Annotated in this window: 13 protein-coding genes and 3 tRNA genes; 9 read left to right on the top strand and 7 right to left on the bottom strand. The window is 71.6% G+C overall.

Going from position 1 to position 15,674, the window contains the following annotated elements; all coding sequences use genetic code 11:
- Nucleotides 1-4: 4 nt before the first annotated feature.
- On the top strand, nt 5-1,261 hold the full coding sequence (locus ABZ854_RS17725; protein WP_361211207.1) for an RNA polymerase sigma factor: 1,257 nt from the start codon (nt 5-7) through the stop codon (nt 1,259-1,261).
- A gap of 112 nt (nt 1,262-1,373) precedes the next feature.
- Here the strand turns inward: ABZ854_RS17725 and ABZ854_RS17730 are convergent, their stop codons facing one another.
- The 4 genes from ABZ854_RS17730 to ABZ854_RS17745 form a co-directional block, all read right to left on the bottom strand.
- The gene (locus ABZ854_RS17730; protein WP_361211210.1) at nt 1,374-3,302 is read right to left on the bottom strand and encodes an ABC transporter ATP-binding protein; all 1,929 of its coding nucleotides are present in this window, start codon (nt 3,300-3,302) and stop codon (nt 1,374-1,376) included.
- Nucleotides 3,302-5,035, bottom strand: coding sequence for an ABC transporter ATP-binding protein (locus ABZ854_RS17735; RefSeq protein WP_361211213.1), 1,734 nt, complete (start codon nt 5,033-5,035; stop codon nt 3,302-3,304). Before ABZ854_RS17735 ends, ABZ854_RS17730 begins: the two co-directional genes overlap by 1 nt.
- Before the next feature lie 197 nt (nt 5,036-5,232).
- A complete protein-coding gene (locus tag ABZ854_RS17740; protein WP_361211216.1) occupies nt 5,233-6,687 on the bottom strand; it encodes an FGGY family carbohydrate kinase in 1,455 nt (484 codons plus the stop codon).
- A gap of 156 nt (nt 6,688-6,843) precedes the next feature.
- A complete protein-coding gene (locus ABZ854_RS17745) occupies nt 6,844-7,149 on the bottom strand; it encodes a YtxH domain-containing protein (RefSeq protein WP_361211219.1) in 306 nt (101 codons plus the stop codon).
- Nucleotides 7,150-7,311: 162 nt separating this feature from the next.
- On the opposite strand from ABZ854_RS17745, the gene ABZ854_RS17750 reads away from it, so the two are divergent.
- The 4 genes from ABZ854_RS17750 to ABZ854_RS17765 all read left to right on the top strand — a co-directional run bounded on the left by ABZ854_RS17750 (nt 7,312) and on the right by ABZ854_RS17765 (nt 8,374).
- Nucleotides 7,312-7,384: transfer RNA gene (locus ABZ854_RS17750), tRNA-Asn, on the top strand.
- Between the two features lie 6 nt (nt 7,385-7,390).
- A tRNA-Asn gene (locus ABZ854_RS17755) sits at nt 7,391-7,463 on the top strand.
- A gap of 177 nt (nt 7,464-7,640) precedes the next feature.
- Nucleotides 7,641-7,717: transfer RNA gene (locus ABZ854_RS17760), tRNA-Ile, on the top strand.
- A gap of 222 nt (nt 7,718-7,939) precedes the next feature.
- Nucleotides 7,940-8,374, top strand: a complete 435-nt coding sequence (locus ABZ854_RS17765) for a hypothetical protein (RefSeq protein WP_361211222.1) — start codon at nt 7,940-7,942, stop codon at nt 8,372-8,374.
- 88 nt (nt 8,375-8,462) lie between these two features.
- On the opposite strand, the gene ABZ854_RS17770 is transcribed toward ABZ854_RS17765, so the two are convergent.
- Nucleotides 8,463-9,134, bottom strand: coding sequence for a hypothetical protein (locus ABZ854_RS17770; protein WP_361211225.1), 672 nt, complete (start codon nt 9,132-9,134; stop codon nt 8,463-8,465).
- Between the two features lie 220 nt (nt 9,135-9,354).
- On the opposite strand from ABZ854_RS17770, the gene ABZ854_RS17775 reads away from it, so the two are divergent.
- Both ABZ854_RS17775 and ABZ854_RS17780 read left to right on the top strand, forming a co-directional pair.
- Nucleotides 9,355-9,942 (top strand): hypothetical protein, encoded by a 588-nt coding sequence (locus tag ABZ854_RS17775; protein ID WP_129309318.1) that lies wholly within the window; start codon nt 9,355-9,357, stop codon nt 9,940-9,942.
- A 6-nt stretch (nt 9,943-9,948) separates the two neighbouring features.
- On the top strand, nt 9,949-12,273 hold the full coding sequence (locus ABZ854_RS17780) for an FdhF/YdeP family oxidoreductase (RefSeq protein ID WP_361211228.1): 2,325 nt from the start codon (nt 9,949-9,951) through the stop codon (nt 12,271-12,273).
- Between the two features lie 7 nt (nt 12,274-12,280).
- On the opposite strand, the gene ABZ854_RS17785 is transcribed toward ABZ854_RS17780, so the two are convergent.
- A complete protein-coding gene (locus tag ABZ854_RS17785; RefSeq protein ID WP_361211231.1) occupies nt 12,281-13,000 on the bottom strand; it encodes an ANTAR domain-containing protein in 720 nt (239 codons plus the stop codon).
- A 235-nt stretch (nt 13,001-13,235) separates the two neighbouring features.
- Between ABZ854_RS17785 and ABZ854_RS17790 the strand changes: the two genes are divergently transcribed.
- The gene (locus ABZ854_RS17790; protein ID WP_361211234.1) at nt 13,236-13,613 is read left to right on the top strand and encodes an STAS domain-containing protein; all 378 of its coding nucleotides are present in this window, start codon (nt 13,236-13,238) and stop codon (nt 13,611-13,613) included.
- Complete coding sequence (locus ABZ854_RS17795; RefSeq protein ID WP_361211237.1) at nt 13,610-14,584, top strand: anti-sigma factor RsbA family regulatory protein; 975 nt, start codon at nt 13,610-13,612, stop codon at nt 14,582-14,584. Before ABZ854_RS17790 ends, ABZ854_RS17795 begins: the two co-directional genes overlap by 4 nt.
- Here the strand turns inward: ABZ854_RS17795 and ABZ854_RS17800 are convergent.
- Nucleotides 14,566-15,645: a rod shape-determining protein gene (locus tag ABZ854_RS17800; protein WP_361211240.1), complete on the bottom strand. Its 1,080-nt coding sequence runs from the start codon at nt 15,643-15,645 to the stop codon at nt 14,566-14,568. The two genes, ABZ854_RS17795 and ABZ854_RS17800, sit on opposite strands and share 19 nt — an antisense overlap.
- Nucleotides 15,646-15,674: the final 29 nt, after the last annotated feature.

Consider the following 15,674-nt stretch of genomic DNA (forward strand, 5'->3'; position numbering starts at 1 on the left):
GGCGGTGCCCGAGACCGCGGAGTGCGAGCCGTGGGCTCCGGCCGAAGTACCGCTGCCGCACACCTCCGCAGCGATCATCCTGGAGGTCGCCCCCGTGCAGACCCAGACCCTCACCCAGACCGACAGCAGCACCAGCGCCACCAGCGCCACCGGCACCGCCGAAGAACCGGACGCGGAGAGCGACGTTCTCGTGGCCGTGCCCCCGCAGAGCCGCGGCCCGCTCCACCCGGAGGCGGCCGCCGAACCGGCGGAACCGCCCGCCGAGGCGCTGGCCGAGGAGCCGGAGGAGGCCGCGGAGGCCGCCGAGCCCGTCGAGACGCCGGCCGCCGCCGCCCGCGCCGACACCAGCGGCCCCTCCGCCGACCTGTTCCGCCAGTACCTGCGCGAGATCGGCCGCATCCCGCTGCTCAGCGCCGCCGAGGAGGTCGAGCTCGCCCGCCGCGTCGAAGCCGGGCTGTTCGCCGAGGAGAAACTCCTCAACACGCCCGATCTGGACAGCCAGTTGGCGCTGGACCTGGACCGGCTCGTCGTGCTGGGCCGGATGGCCAAGCGCCGGCTCATCGAGGCCAACCTGCGGCTCGTGGTGTCCGTAGCGAAACGGTACGTCGGCCGCGGGCTCACCATGCTCGACCTCGTGCAGGAGGGCAACCTCGGACTCATCCGCGCGGTCGAGAAGTTCGACTACGCCCGCGGCTACAAGTTCTCCACCTACGCCACCTGGTGGATCCGCCAGGCCATGTCCCGCGCCCTCGCCGACCAGGCCCGCACCATCCGGGTCCCCGTGCACGTCGTCGAGCTGATCAACCGGGTCGTGCGCGTCCAGCGGCGCATGCTGCAGGAGCGGGGCTACGAGCCGACGCCCGACGAGGTCGCCGCCCACCTCGACCTGGCGCCCGAGCGGGTCGGCGAGGTACTGCGCCTGGCCCAGGAACCGGTGTCGCTGCACGCGCCGGTCGGTGAGGAGGACGACGTCGCGCTCGGTGACCTCATCGAGGACGGCGACGCCACGAGCCCCGTCGAGTCCGCCGCGTTCCTGCTGCTGCGCCAGCACCTGGAGGCGGTGCTGTCCACGCTCGGCGAGCGGGAGCGGAAGGTCGTACAGCTGCGGTACGGGCTGATGGACGGGCGGCCGCGCACGCTGGAGGAGATCGGGCGGATCTTCGGGGTGACGCGGGAGCGGATACGGCAGATCGAGTCCAAGACCCTCAACAAGCTGCGGGACCACACGTTCGCCGACCAGCTGCGGGGGTACCTGGACTGACCGACCGACCGAGCTGCGGCGCCGTCGTGGCTGGTCGCGCCCACGCGGCGGAGCCGCAAATCGCTACAGCCCCGAGCCCCTTCGGGGCTCGGGGAACTGCGTTGGCAGCCTCTCAGTCCACCTCCGCCACCGCCTGCGCGAACTGGGCCTTGTAGAGGCGGGCGTACGCCCCGTCGGACGCCAGCAGCTCCGCGTGGGCGCCCTGTTCGACGATGGAGCCGTTCTCCATGACCAGGATGGTGTCCGCGTCCCGGATCGTGGAGAGCCGGTGGGCGATCACGAAGGACGTGCGGCCGTGCGCGAGCTTGGCCATCGCCTTCTGGATCAGCACCTCGGTGCGGGTGTCCACGGACGACGTCGCCTCGTCGAGGACCAGGATCACCGGGTCGGACAGGAACGCCCGAGCGATGGTGATGAGCTGCTTCTCACCGGCGGAGACGCCCGCGCCCTCGTCGTCGATGACGGTGTCGTAGCCCTCGGGGAGGGTGCGGACGAACCGGTCGGCGTGGGCGGCCCGCGCGGCCTCCTCGATCTCGCCGCGGGTGACCTCGCGCGAGGAGCCGTAGGCGATGTTCTCCGCGATGGTGCCGCCGAACAGCCAGGTGTCCTGGAGGACCATGCCGATCCCGGAGCGCAGTTCGTCGCGGGACATCTTCTGGATGTCCACGCCGTCCAGGGTGATCCGGCCGCCGGAGACGTCGTAGAACCGCATCAGCAGGTTGACCAGCGTGGTCTTACCCGCGCCGGTCGGGCCGACGATCGCCACCGTGTGGCCGGGTTCCACCTTCAGCGACAGGTCCTCGATGAGCGGCTTCTCCGGGTCGTAGCGGAACGACACGTGCTCCAGTTCCACCCGCCCGCGCAGTTCCTCGGGCCGCAGGCCCGGCACCGGATCCGCCTCCTGCTCCTCCGCGTCCAGGAGTTCGAAGATCCGCTCTGCCGAGGCGACACCCGACTGCACCAGGTTCGCCATCGACGCCACCTGCGTCAGCGGCATCGAGAACTGCCGCGAGTACTGGATGAAGGCCTGCACGTCACCGATGGAGAGCGAGCCGGACGCGACCCTCAGGCCGCCGACCACGGCCACCAGCACGTAGTTCAGGTTCGACACGAACATCATCAGCGGCTGCATGACGCCGCTGTTGAACTGCGCCTTGAACGACGCCTCGTACAGTGCCTCGTTCTGCTCGGCGAACTGCTTCGCCGACTCGTGCTGCCGGCCGAACACCTTCACCAGGGTGTGCCCGGTGTACATCTCCTCCACGTGCGCGTTCAGCTTGCCGGTGGAGCGCCACTGCTGCACGAAGTGCGGCTGCGAACGCTTTCCCACCCGGGTGGCCACCACGAACGACAGCGGCACGGTCACCAGGGCGACCAGCGCCAGGATCCAGGAGACGTAGAACATCATGGCGAGCACGCCGATGATGGTCAGCAGCGCGTTGATCAGCTGGCCCATCGACTGCTGGAGCGTCTGCCCGATGTTGTCGATGTCGTTGGTCGCCCGGGACAGCACCTCGCCGCGCTGGCGCTGGTCGAAGTACGACAGCGGCAGCCGCGACAGTTTCGTCTGGACGGCCTCCCGCATCCGGTACATCGTCCGGTTCACGGCCAGCGTGACCAGCCGCGTCGCCACCGCCATCAGCAGACCGGCCACCAGGAAGGTGCCGAGCGCGAGCAGCAGCACGTTGCCGACGGCGGTGAAGTCGATGCCCTTGCCGGGGGTGAAGTCGGTGCTCTTCAGCATGTCCGCGACGGCGCCCTTGCCGTGCGCGCGCATCGAGTCGAGGACCTGCTCCTTGGTCGCCCCGGCGGGCATCTGCCGGCCGATGATCCCGCCGAACACCAGGTCGGTGGCTTTGCCGAGGATCTTCGGGCCGATCACGCTCAGGCCGACGCTGACCACCACGCACATCAGCAGACAGCCGATGACGAGGCGCTCGGGCTTGAACTGGCCGACGAGGCGTTTGCCGGACTCCTTGAAGTCCATCGAGCGCTGGTCGGGGCCGCCCCCGGCCATCATGCGTCCCATGGGCCCGGCCATCAGGCAGCCTCCGCTTCCGTGAGCTGGGAGAGAACGATCTCCCGGTAGGTCTCGTTGGTCGCCATCAACTCCTGGTGCCGGCCCGTGCCTACCACCCGGCCCTCGTCCAGGACGACGATCCGGTCGGCGTCCCGGATGGTCGCCACCCGCTGGGCGACGATCACCACGGTCGCCTCGGCGGTCTCCTCGGAGAGCGCCGCCCGCAGCGCCGCGTCGGTCGCGTAGTCCAACGCGGAGAAGGAGTCGTCGAAGAGGTAGATCTCCGGGCGCTGCACCAGGGTGCGCGCGATGGCGAGGCGCTGGCGCTGGCCACCGGAGACGTTCGTGCCGCCCTGCGCGATCGGCGCGTTCAGCCCGCCCTCCAGCTCGCTGACGAAGTTCTTCGCCTGCGCCACCTCCAGCGCGTGCCACAGCTCCTCGTCGGTGGCATCCGGGTTGCCGTAGCGCAGGTTCGTGGCGACCGTCCCCGCGAACAGGTACGGCTTCTGCGGCACCAGCCCGACCGTCTTCGCCAGCAGCTCCGGTCCGACCTCCCGCACCTCGACGCCGTCCACGAGGACCTCGCCCTCGGTGGCGTCGAAGAGCCGCGGCACCAGGCCGAGCAGCGTCGACTTGCCGCTGCCCGTCGAGCCGATCACCGCGGTCGTCTCGCCCGGCCGGGCCACCAGGTCGATGGACTTCAGCACCGGCTCCTCGGCACCCGGGTAGCGGAACCCGGCGGCCCGGATCTCCAGGTGCCCGTGCCGGCGCAGCTCGGTGACCGGCGCCGACGGCGGCACCACGCTGGAGTCGGTCGTCAGGACCTCCTGGATGCGCTCGGCGCACACTTCCGCGCGCGGCACCATCATGAACATGAAGGTGGCCATCATCACCGACATCACGATCTGCATCAGATAGGCGAGGAACGCGGTCAGGTCGCCGATCTGCATCCCGCCGCTGTTGATGCGGTGCGCGCCGAACCACACGACCGCGATCGACGACAGGTTCACCACGGTCATGACCATGGGGAACATCAGCGCGAGCATCCGGCCGGTGGCCAGCTGCATGTCGGTCAGGTCGGCGTTGGCCTTCCCGAACCGCTCCTGCTCGTAGGTGTCGCGGACGAACGCGCGGATCACCCGGTTGCCGCTGATCTGCTCGCGCAGCACCCGGTTCACCGTGTCGAGGCGGACCTGCATGGCCCGGAACAGTGGCCGCAGCCGGCGCACGATCAGCGTGACGCAGATGCCGAGGACGGGCACGACCGCGACGAGGACGCCCGACAGCGGCACGTCCAGACCGAGCGCCATCACGATGCCGCCGACGCACATGATGGGCGCCGACACCATCAGCGTGAACGTCATCAGGGCCAGCATCTGGACCTGCGTGACGTCGTTGGTGGTCCGGGTGATGAGGGAGGGAGCGCCGAAGTGACCCACCTCACGCGCGGAGAACGACTGCACCTGGTCGAAGACGGCGGCGCGGACGTCCCGGCCCAGCGCGGCGGCGGTACGGGCGCCGAAGTAGACGGCGCCCATGTTGCACACGACCTGCACCAGCGAGATGCCGATCATCAGGGCACCGAAGGACAGGATGTAGTCCGTGTCGCCCTTGACGACACCGTTGTCGATGATGTGGGCGTTCAGCGTGGGCAGGTAGAGGGTGGCGCAGGTCTGCAGGAACTGCAGCAGCACCAGCAGGGCGATGGGTTTCCGGTAGGGCCTCAGATAGGTCCGTAGAAGTCGTATGAGCACGCTGCGTCTCTCGGAGTCGGTCGGCGGGGGCCGGTCGGTGTGCCCCTGGCACCTATCGTCGGACACTCCACCCGCGTTACCTCAACCGATTAACCCAAGAGGCGGGCCATTGAGCTACGGGCGCAACGCGTGCCGCGAGCTAACGGCGCGACGCGCGTGGGCCGCCCCCGTCGCCCGGCCGCGGGCCGCCCCGTCGCCTACACCCGGAACGCCCCGGGGTGGGTCTGCTCCCGTACGGACATGTACTGCTGGCGCACCGCCTGGCCCACGGGCAGTTCGTCGCCCGGCTCCAGTATCTGCGCCGCCGCGCCCTGCCAGGCCGGCGGGGTGCGCGGGTCGAGGGTGCCCTGCGACACGCCGAGCGCCCAGGCGGCCTGCCGCGCGGCACCGATCGCCGCGTAGTCGGCGGGCTGCGGTACGACGACCTGCGCGCCGAACAGCGCCGGCGCCGCGGCCTGCACCGCGGGCAGCTCGGCGGCCTGGCCCAGCAGGAAGATCCGCCGTACGTCCACGCCCCGGCCGCGCAGCACGTCCAGCGCGTCGGCGAGCCCGCACAGCATCCCCTCGAACGCGGCCCGCGCCAGGTGCTCCGGCTTCATCGACTCCCGCCGCAGCCCGGCGAGCGTGCCCGCGGTGTGCGGCAGGCTGGGCGTGCGCTCACCCTCCAGGTAGGGCAGCAGGACGAGCCCGTGGGCGCCCGGGGTCGACTTCATCGCCAGCTCGGACAGGCTCTCCAGGTCCGGCAGGCCGAGGAGTTCGGCGGCGCCGCGCAGGGCGCGCACCGCGTTCAGGGTGGTGACGACCGGGAGGTGCATGCCGGTGGCGTCGGCCAGGGAGGTGATCATCCCGGACTGGTCGGCGAGGGCCTCGGGGTGGACGGCCATCACGGAGCCGGAGGCGCCGAGCGAGACGACCGCGTCCCCGAGCCCGATGCCCAGCCCGAACGCGGCGGCCATGGTCTCCCCGGTGCCGGCGGAGATCAGCAGCCCCTCCGGGGTCGTACCGGCCGCGTCGGACGGGCCGATCACCTCGGGCAGCATGGCCTGGTGACCGAGCGCCAGCTCGACGAGGTCGGGCCGGTAGGCGCCGCTGCCGGCCGACCAGTACCCGGTGCCGGACGCCCCGCCCCGGTCGGTGGTCCGCCGCACCGGCCGGCCGAGCAGCTGCCACACCAGCCAGTCGTGGGCCTGCAGCAGTACGGCCGTACGGCGTGCGTTCTCCGGTTCGCTCTTCGCGAGCCAGCGCAGCTTGGTCACGGGCTGCGCGGCCTGCGGGACACAGCCCACGCCCTGCGCCCAGGCCTCCCGGCCGCCGAGGGAGTCGATCAGATCGGCCGCCGCGACCTGGGCGCGCTTGTCACCGCCGACCAGGGCCGGGCGCACCGTGGCGCCCTGGGCGTCCAGCGGGACCAGGGCGTTGGGCTGCGCCGACACGCCGATCGCCTGCACGCCTTCGAGCAGACCGCCGCCCGCGGCCTCGCCGAGGGACAGCAGCCAGGCCTGCGGGTCGACGTCGCTGGGGCGCCCGCCGCCCTCCGGTGTGTCCACCGGGTGCGGGGCGTACCCCTGGCGCAGCACGGCGCCCGTGTCCGCGTCACAGACGACGATGCGCGTGAAATCGGGTGAGCTGTCCAAGCCGGCGACTATCCCCATACCGAGGATTTTGCCGTACCGCTGCGCCTGCTTCGGCCGGGGGCGCGTTGTCGCCGCGCGGCAACTGTGCGTTCGGCGGCTGCGGGCGCGTTGTGGCTGGTCGCGCGGCGAGGCGGAGCCGCAGATCGATACGGCCCCGCGCCCCTTCGGGGCGCCCTACGTGTTGCTCGTGCCCCAGTCGTCGTCCGGGGTGCCGTTGATGTTGCGTTCGCGCAGGGAGCGGACGCGGTCGGCGACGGAGGCGGGGACGCGGTCGCCGACCTTGTCGCTGACCGTGTGGAAGGCCTTGCCGGCGTACTGGCGGCCCTGCTGGGCGGCGGTCTCGGCGGTGTTGCGGACCGCGGGGTTCTCGGCGATCCGCTGGGCCGATTTCTTGAGCTGCTCGTAGCGCTCGCGGCCGGCCCTCGTGCCGAGTACGTAACCGAGGGCCAGTCCGGCGAGGAACGTGAGCCGGTAGCGCATGGCGGCCACCCTTCCCTGTTGTGTGGGTCTGCGGTGCAGGCGTCGGCGCCGGGGGAGAACCGATTGGCGGAGCACCCCCCTGCTTGCGCTAATGTATGTGTCGCAGCGAGCGCCCGCCCCCTGGCGAATACCCAGGTAGGTACGTTCGATGCAACGAGGCGATCCTCCGTAGCTCAATTGGCAGAGCAGCCGGCTGTTAACCGGCAGGTTACTGGTTCGAGTCCAGTCGGGGGAGCTTCGGTCCTCCGTAGCTCAATTGGCAGAGCAGCCGGCTGTTAACCGGCAGGTTACTGGTTCGAGTCCAGTCGGGGGAGCGCGCTGAACGAGGGCCCCTCAGGGGTCCTTTTTCATGTCCGCGGGAACCGCCGCGCCCGCCCGCGAAGTCTCAAGGTCAGGAAGCAGCGCAGAAGCCGGGCATCCGGAGCAGGAGATCGTATGAGCGGCTATGCTGCGGCAGACGGCGCGCACACATGTACGCGACACGCCGCTATGGGGCGGTAGCTCAGCCGGTTAGAGCAGCGGACTCATAATCCGTCGGCCGTGGGTTCGAGTCCCACCCGCCCCACCATCACATGGTGATGCAGGAACGATTTCACCTGCGCCGACTGTGCGCCCTTCCCGATCGGGACCCGTGCAGCGACACGCCGGACGAGGCGTCGGTCGACCCGAATGGCAGGCCCTCACCCCCGATTCGCGCCCCGGGGTCCGTGGGTACCCGGAAGCCCCCGTGACGGGAACCTTCGTGGCGGGAAACGGCCGCGCTCGGAAGTGGGGCTGAACGATGGCACGGATGCTCGTCCGGGACGACGACCTCGTCGTACGGCTGTCATGGTGGGAGAGGCTGCTCGCTCGGCACGGGGATCTCCGGGTGCCGCTCGACGGGGTGAGCCGAGTGATCGTTGAGCCCGACTGGTGGCGGGCGCTGCGGGGAGCCGCCGGGCGCGGGGTCTGGGTGCCCGGGGTGCTGTGCCTCGGGGTGCGCGGTCACCACGGCGGACGGGACTTCGTGGCGGTGCGGCCGGGCAGGCCGGTGGTGTGCGTCGTTGTGTGGCCCCCGGCGGACTACGCGCTGCTCGCGGTGTCCGTTCCCGCCGGCGACGCCGAAGCCGTCGCCGCGCGGGTGTGCCGCAGCGCGCCGAGGGTCGACCTCTCGACCCGGGCGCGGCCGGTGCTCCCGGTCCCGGAGGAGACCGTCCCGCTGAAGGAACTGCCCCGGAACGGGTGAAGCGCGTCGGCGACGGACGCGAGACGTGCGACAGGCCGTGGTGCGCCCCTCGCGGGACGGGCACCACGGCCCTCGCCGGCACGGGAGTTCAGAGCTGCGGCTGCGCGAGCCGGGCGGCCGGGGTGCCGTGGGTGGCGGCGCTGCGGTAGGTGCTGATGCCGAGGGCCAGCAGCCAGTAGCTGAGGATCGCGCCCATCAGGGCCGTCGTGCCCCAGCCGTTCGCCGCGTAGAAGTGCGCGGGCGTGTTGCCGAAGAACAGGGACGGCACGAAGGCCAGGTTGACCGCGGCCAGGACGTACGCCGAGCGGCCGGTCCAGCGGGGCAGCAGGCGGGTGCGGGAGACGGTGAGGCCCACCGCGGTGAGGAAGAGGGCCAGCATGAGGCGGGAGATGGAGCCGTAGAGGATGTAGGTGCCGCTGACCGTGATGGTCGGGTCTATCGGGTGGTCGGCGGCGATCACCGCGCCGGCCTCCAGGCCGCTGGAGACGAGGGTGACGGTCGCGTAGACCAGCCCGGTGGAGTGGGCCAGCGAACCGGCCCACTCGTACGCCGGGTTCACGCACCGGACCAGTTCCCGGAAGGCCGTCACGAACACGACCAGGAACGCCAGTCCGACGATCCCGATCAGCAGCCGGGCCAGCACGTTAACGTCCGGCGGCGGGCCGTCGTAGAGGAAGTACAGCGGCACCTCGACGATGAGGGCGGCGGCGGTGGCGATCCCGGCGAGGCCGGTCAGCCGCCGGGCGGTGATCTCGTTCATGGGTGTCCCCCAAGTGGTGGTGAGATGCGGTCACCTCGCATGCTGCTCCTCGCGCGGCCGCCCGTCGCTGGGCCTGGACACCGGATCGGGGGTGGTCCTACCGACACCGCACGGCTCCCTTAAATGAGTCTCGAAATGTGACTCAGGTCACATAAAAGTGGTGGCCTAAAAGGGCGCAGAATTAATCAAGAGTGTCAGTTCTCCTCGAAGGAGGACGAATATGGACGTGACATTCGCCGCCTCGGCATTCCCGCCGCTGGCACTCGGGTTCTTCGGTCTGGGTACCGGATACCTGATCTACGGCCCCCACGAATTGTTCGGCTACCCCAAGAGGAACGAGGCGGTGGACCGGGCGATCGGCGTCTGGGGAATCTGGATGCCGGGCCTGTGCCAACTGGTCACCGGCGTAATCCTGTTCGTCGGGCTGACCTGGTTCCAGGTGTTCGCCAAGGAGCCGCCGCTCTACATGGCCGCGCTGGCGTTCTCCGCGTATGGCATCCACTGGTTCGCCATCGGCTGGAACCGCTACCGGGGCAACGATCCCCGCCCCAACGCCGGGATGTGCGTGGCCTACATGGTGATCTCCGCCATGGGTGCCACGGTGTTCTTCAAGGTCGCCGACTGGCCCGTCGGCCTGCTGTTCCTCGGACTGTTCGCGATCTACTTCAGCGACTTCTTCGCCGCCGTCGGACTGAAACTGGGCGAACGCGCCCTGGGCTTCTTCCACCTGGTGACCGGCTGCTGGCTGATGTACCTCGCGTACGCGGCCGCGGTGAACTTCTCCCTCGGATACCACTGGGTCCTGTAGGCAATCATGGCTGACCGAACAACCGACCCGACCGGCGCGGCCGGCCCGGAGGAGGAACCGACCTCGTCCGGCCCGCTGAAGTCCAGCGTCGGAATGCACGGCATCACCGAATCCGCCCGGTATTCCCTCGCCGAGATGGGGCCAGGGAGAACCCTGCGCACCCTGAGCACACTGAACCACGCGGACGGTTTCGACTGCCCCAGTTGCGCCTGGGGCGACCCCCGCCCCGAACACCGCAAGACCGCCGAGTTCTGCGAGAACGGCGTCAAGGCCGTCGCCTGGGAGGCCACCCGCAAACGCGTCGACGCGGCCTTCTTCGCCGAGCACTCCCTCGCCGAGCTGCGCACCCGCGACGGCCACTGGCTGGAGGCCCAGGGCCGGCTGTCCCAGCCGATGCACCTCGCCCCCGGCGCCACCCACTACACGCCCATCACCTGGGAGGAGGCGCTCACCCGCACCGCCGGCCGGCTGCGCGGGCTGACCGACCCCGACCGTGCCGTCTTCTACACCAGCGGCCGCACCAGCAACGAAGCGGCCTTCCTCTACCAGCTCCTGGCCCGCAGGCTCGGCACCAACAACCTGCCCGACTGCTCCAACATGTGTCACGAGTCCAGCGGTGCCGCCCTCGCCGAGACCATCGGACTGGGCAAGGGCGTCATCTCCTACGAGGACATCACCGAACACGCCGACCTGATCGTCATCGTCGGCCAGAACCCAGGCACCTGCCACCCCCGCATGCTCACCGCGCTGGAGGACGCCAAGCGGCGCGGCGCCCGGATCATCGCCGCCAACCCGCTGCCCGAGGCCGGGTTCGGCCGGTACCACAACCCGCAGACCGTACGCGGCTTGGCGGGACCGGGGACCCTGCTCGCCGACCGCTACCTCCCCGTCCGCGTCAACGGCGACCTCGCCCTCTTCGCGGGCCTCAACCGCGTCGTCCTCGACCGGGAGGACGCCCGTCCCGGCACCGTCCTCGACCACGACTTCATCGACCGCCACTGCGACGGCTTCGACGCCGCCGCCGCGGCCTGGCGGAAGCTCGACTGGTCCCGGATCGAGGCCATGAGCGGCCTGTCCCGCCGGCTGATCGAAGCCTGCGCCGACGACGTGCTCGCCGCCGGCAGCGTCATCGTCTGCTGGGCGATGGGACTCACCCAGCACCGCAACGCCGTGCCCACCATCCGGGAGATCGTCGACTTCCTGCTGCTGCGCGGCAACATCGGCCGTCCCGGCGCCGGACCCGCCCCCATCCGCGGGCACAGCAACGTCCAGGGCGACCGCACCATGGGCATCTGGGAGAAGATGCCGGACGCGTTCCTCGACCGGCTCCGCGACGAGTTCGGCTTCGAACCGCCCCGCGAACCCGGCGTGGACACCGTCGACGCCATCCGGGCCATGCGCGACGGCGCCGTCGACGTGTTCGTCGGCCTCGGCGGCAACTTCGCCCAGGCCACACCCGACACCGACGTCACCGAGGCCGCCCTGGCGCGCTGCGGCCTCACCGTCCACATAGCGACCAAACTCAACCGGTCCCACGTCTGCCCCGGCACCGAGTCGCTGCTGCTGCCCTGCCTCGGCCGGACCGAACGCGACATCCAGGCCGGCGGCGAGCAGTTCGTCACCGTCGAGGACACCATGGCCATGGTGCACGCCTCGCACGGCCGGCTCCGCCCCGGCACACCCCACCTGCGCAGCGAGATCGCGATCATCGCCGACCTCGGGCACGCGCTCTTCGGCGACGGCCTCGGCTGGCAGGCCATGCGCGACGACTACGCCGTGATCCGCCGCCACATCGAGCACGTCGTCCCCGGCTTCCACGCCTACGAACAGCGGGTACGCCAACCCGGCGGCTTCATGCTGCCCCGGGCGCCACGCGACTCCCGCACCTTCCCCACCGCGACCGGCAAGGCCCGCTTCACCGTCAACCCGCCGACCGCCGCCGAGGCCCCGCCGGGCCACCTGCTGCTGACGACCGTACGGTCCCACGACCAGTTCAACACCACCGTCTACGGCCTCGACGACCGCTACCGCGGCATCAAGGGCGGGCGCCGCGTCGTCTTCCTCAACCGGGACGACCTGCGCGACCTCCACCTGCACGACGGCGACCTCGTCGACCTGGTCAGCGTCAACGCCGACGGCGAACGCCGCGCCCCCGGCTTCCGCGCCGTCCGCTACCCGGTGCCGCGCGGCTGCGCCGCCGGCTACTTCCCCGAGACGAACGTGCTCGTCGCCCTCGACTCCACGGCCGAGACCAGCAACACACCCGCCTCGAAGTCCATCGTGATCCGCGTCGAACCCGCCACCACCCCGGCGCCGGGCGTCCCGGCCTGACGCAGCCTCAGGCCAGTCGGTGGTTCGCCGCCGCTCGGAGGGCAGTGCGCAGGTCCTCCGGCGGGGGCGGGCCGTCCGGTGTGGTGCTCGCGGTGACCGCGGCCGCGACCTCGCGCAGTTTGGTGTTGGACAGCTGCGAGGCCTCCCGCAGGATGTCCCAGGCCTGCTCCGGGGTGCAGGCGTGGGCCGCCATCAGGATGCCGCGCGCCTGGTCGATCACCGGCCGCGAGTCGATCGCCTGACGCAACTGCTCTATCTCCAGCCGCAGCAGCCGTACCGTCTCCGAGCGTTCCAGGGCCACCGCCGACGCGGAAACCGTCTCCGAGCGGGCCAGGGCCACTGCCGAGGCGGAAGGGGAGACCACGGACGAGCCGGGCGGCTCCGGGGCCGGAGGGCCGGCCGTGTCGCGGCCCACCAGCTCCAGCACCCTGCGCGGCTGCCCCCGCCAGCCGGTCGCGGCCACCGGAACGCCGTACCGGCGGCCGTACGCCTCCAGCACGTCCAGGAACTCCAGGCCCGTCGTGTCCATGAACGACACACCGGCCACATCCAGTTCCACCCGGCAGACCCCCGCCGGCAGCGCGTCCAGCGTCGCGGCCAGGGTGCCCGCACAGCCGAGGACGAGTTCCCCGCACACCGTGAGACGGGCCCGGCCGTCCTCCGTCCGGCCCTCGATGACCGGCGCGGCCGGCCGGCCGGTACGCGGTGCGTCAGCCGCTGCGAACATCTCTCCGCCCTGTCGGTCCTCGTGCTTCCCCACCGGGCCGCCCTTCCCCCCGGTCGTCGTCGCATGCGGGCACCCGCACCGCGCGCCCGCGTGCGGCGGGGCTCGGCGTTCGCCTGCCCGGCGGTCCCCGGAGTACACCCGGAGGAATGACGGGTTGCCTTCCGGGCAAGGTGAACCAGCCGGGGAAACGGAGGAGCATACTGAGGAGCGTGATCCAGTGCGGCGCGGTGATGGCATGAGTGTCCCCGAGCCGGTGCGGCCCCTGGCGGCCGACGCCGTACCGGTGCCCGGGGTGCCGCTGCCGGCGCGGCTCGAGGTCCACCCGCTGACCGGGCGGACCGGGGTCCGGGCGGCCGGCGAGGTGAGCCTGCGCACGCGCCGGATCTGGGAACGCGTCATGAAACAGGCCGTCTCCGAGGGCGAGGACGTGTACTACTTGGAGCTTTCCGCGCTGACGTTCGTCGACGTCGCGGGCGTCGGCGTGCTCGCGGACGCCGCCGGACGGCTCGGCACCGGCCGCCGGATCGTGCTGGACCGGCCCCCGCCGGTCCTGCGCCGCACCCTGCACCTGCTGTGGCCCGGCGTGCCGGGGATCGAGGTGGCCGCCCCATGACCGCACCGGCCGGCCCCTTCGACCCCGTGCACCCCGCCGACCCCTTCGACCACCCCGCGCTCTTCTACGCCGGCACCGCGCAGTACCTCGCCGGTACCGTCCCCTTCATCCGGGACGGACTCGCGGCCGGCGAACCCGTCGCCGTCGCCGTGCCCGGCGAGAACCTGCGGGCTATCCGGGACGAACTGGGCGCCGACGCCGACGCCGTACGGCTCCTCGACATGCGGGAGGCCGGCCGCAACCCCGGCCGGATCATCCCCGGCGTGCTGCGTGCCTTCGCCGACGCCCAGCCGCCCGGCCGCCGCGTCCGCATCATCGGCGAACCGATCTGGGCGGGCCGCAGCGCCGCCGAGTACCCGGCCTGCGTCCAGCACGAGGCCCTGATCAACGCCGCGTTCCGGGGCCGCGAGGTCACCATCCTGTGCCCGTACGACACGTCGCGCCTGACCGAGGACGTGCTCGCCGACGCCCACGCCACCCACCCCGTCGTCATCCCGGCGGGCGTCGGCGGGAAGCGGGCCAGCACGGCGTACGACCCCGAGCACGTCGTTGCCCGCTACAACCAGCCCCTGCCGCCCGGCCCGGCGTTCGGGCCCGGCGTGCTCTCCGTCAGCTTCGCCGAGGAGTCCCTCTCCAGCGTCCGGCAGCTCACCACCGTCCAGGGCTCCCGGCTCGGCCTGACCGGCGTACGCCTGGACGACCTCGCCCTCATCACCGCCGAACTCACCACCAACAGCGTGATCCACGGCGGCGGCACCGGCCGCCTGCGGCTCTGGGCCGAGACCGGCCACGTCCTGTGCGAGGTCTCCGACCGGGGCCGCCTGACCGACCCGCTGGCCGGCCGCCGCCCCGCCCGCCACGGCATACGCGGCGGACGCGGACTGCTCATGGTCAACCTGCTGGCCGACCTGGTCCGCGTGCACAGCACACCGGCCGGCACCACCGTCCGCTGCTACCTCGAACCCCGCTGAGACCCCCAGCGCGACCCCGGCCGCTCGGCCGCCAGCGGATTCAGCGTCAGCGGTTCGATCCTGCCGTCCAGCATGGCCCCCAGCCCCTCCACGGCGCACAGTTCGGGCCGCTCCGCGATGTGCACCGGGATACCCGTCGCCTCGCGCAGCATGTGGTCCAGGCCCGGCAGCAGCGCGGAGCCGCCGACCATCATGATCCCCCGGTCGGCGAGATCGGCCACCAGGTCGGGCGGGCAGTCCCGCAGCACCTTGCCGATCCCGTCCAGGATGGACGTCAGCGGCGTCTGGATGGCGTTGCGCACGGCGGCGGTGTCCACCCGCACGCTGCGGGGCAGCCCCGTGGCGACGTCCCGGCCGTGGATCTCCGTCGAGACCGGCCCCTGCGGGGTCAGCCCGTTCCCGGACAGTGCCACGTGCAGCGGCCGTACCGACTGGCTCGGCAGCGTCAACGCGTGCGCGTGCCGCAGGTGTTGCACGATCGCGTGATCGACCGCCTCCCCGCCCACCGGAATCCGGTCGGCCGTCACGATCGAACCCAGCGACAGCACCGCGACCTGCGTCGCGGCCGCCCCGCACACCATGATCATGGTGGCCTCGGGCCGCTCCACCGGCAGCCCGCACCCCACCGCCGCCGCGATCAGCGTGTCCACCAGCTCCACCCGCCGCGCCCCGAGCCCCACCAGCGTCTCCACCGCCGCCCGCTGGGCCAGCGGATCCGCGTCGTGCGGCGTGCAGGCGGCCGCCCGCAGCCGCGGCTTGCGGCGCAGCGCCCGGCGCATCTTGTCGCCCAGCAGGTGCCGCAGCATCCGCTGGGCCATATCGATGTCGACGACCGTGCCGCCGGACACCGGCCGCACCACCCTGATGTAGTGCGGCGTCCGCCCCGTCATCCTCTGCGCGAACTCGCCCACCGCGATCAGCGCCCCGGTACGGGTGTTCACCGCCGCGACCGAGGGCTGGTCGACGACGAGACCTGCGCCCTTCACATACACCCGGGTGCGGGCCGCGCCCAGGTCGACACCGAAGTGGCAGCGGCGCAACTGCTCCAGACTGACGGTCACGGCGGATCCTCCCGAGTGCGTGCGCAGAC

It is taken from the genome of Streptomyces sp. NPDC047028, assembly GCF_040644095.1.
Taxonomy (GTDB): domain Bacteria; phylum Actinomycetota; class Actinomycetes; order Streptomycetales; family Streptomycetaceae; genus Streptomyces.

Bases quoted from the DNA above. Each gene is read 5' to 3' on its own strand.
- ABZ854_RS17790 (WP_361211234.1), top strand. From the start codon at position 13,236: ATGAGTGTCCCCGAGCCGGTGCGGCCCCTGGCGGCCGACGCCGTACCG.
- ABZ854_RS17740 (WP_361211216.1), bottom strand. From the start codon at position 6,687: ATGGGGATAGTCGCCGGCTTGGACAGCTCACCCGATTTCACGCGCATC.
- ABZ854_RS17785 (WP_361211231.1), bottom strand. From the start codon at position 13,000: ATGTTCGCAGCGGCTGACGCACCGCGTACCGGCCGGCCGGCCGCGCCG.
- ABZ854_RS17795 (WP_361211237.1), top strand. From the start codon at position 13,610: ATGACCGCACCGGCCGGCCCCTTCGACCCCGTGCACCCCGCCGACCCC.
- ABZ854_RS17775 (WP_129309318.1), top strand. From the start codon at position 9,355: ATGGACGTGACATTCGCCGCCTCGGCATTCCCGCCGCTGGCACTCGGG.
- ABZ854_RS17770 (WP_361211225.1), bottom strand. From the start codon at position 9,134: ATGAACGAGATCACCGCCCGGCGGCTGACCGGCCTCGCCGGGATCGCC.
- ABZ854_RS17745 (WP_361211219.1), bottom strand. From the start codon at position 7,149: ATGCGCTACCGGCTCACGTTCCTCGCCGGACTGGCCCTCGGTTACGTA.
- ABZ854_RS17730 (WP_361211210.1), bottom strand. From the start codon at position 3,302: ATGGCCGGGCCCATGGGACGCATGATGGCCGGGGGCGGCCCCGACCAG.
- ABZ854_RS17780 (WP_361211228.1), top strand. From the start codon at position 9,949: ATGGCTGACCGAACAACCGACCCGACCGGCGCGGCCGGCCCGGAGGAG.
- ABZ854_RS17765 (WP_361211222.1), top strand. From the start codon at position 7,940: ATGCTCGTCCGGGACGACGACCTCGTCGTACGGCTGTCATGGTGGGAG.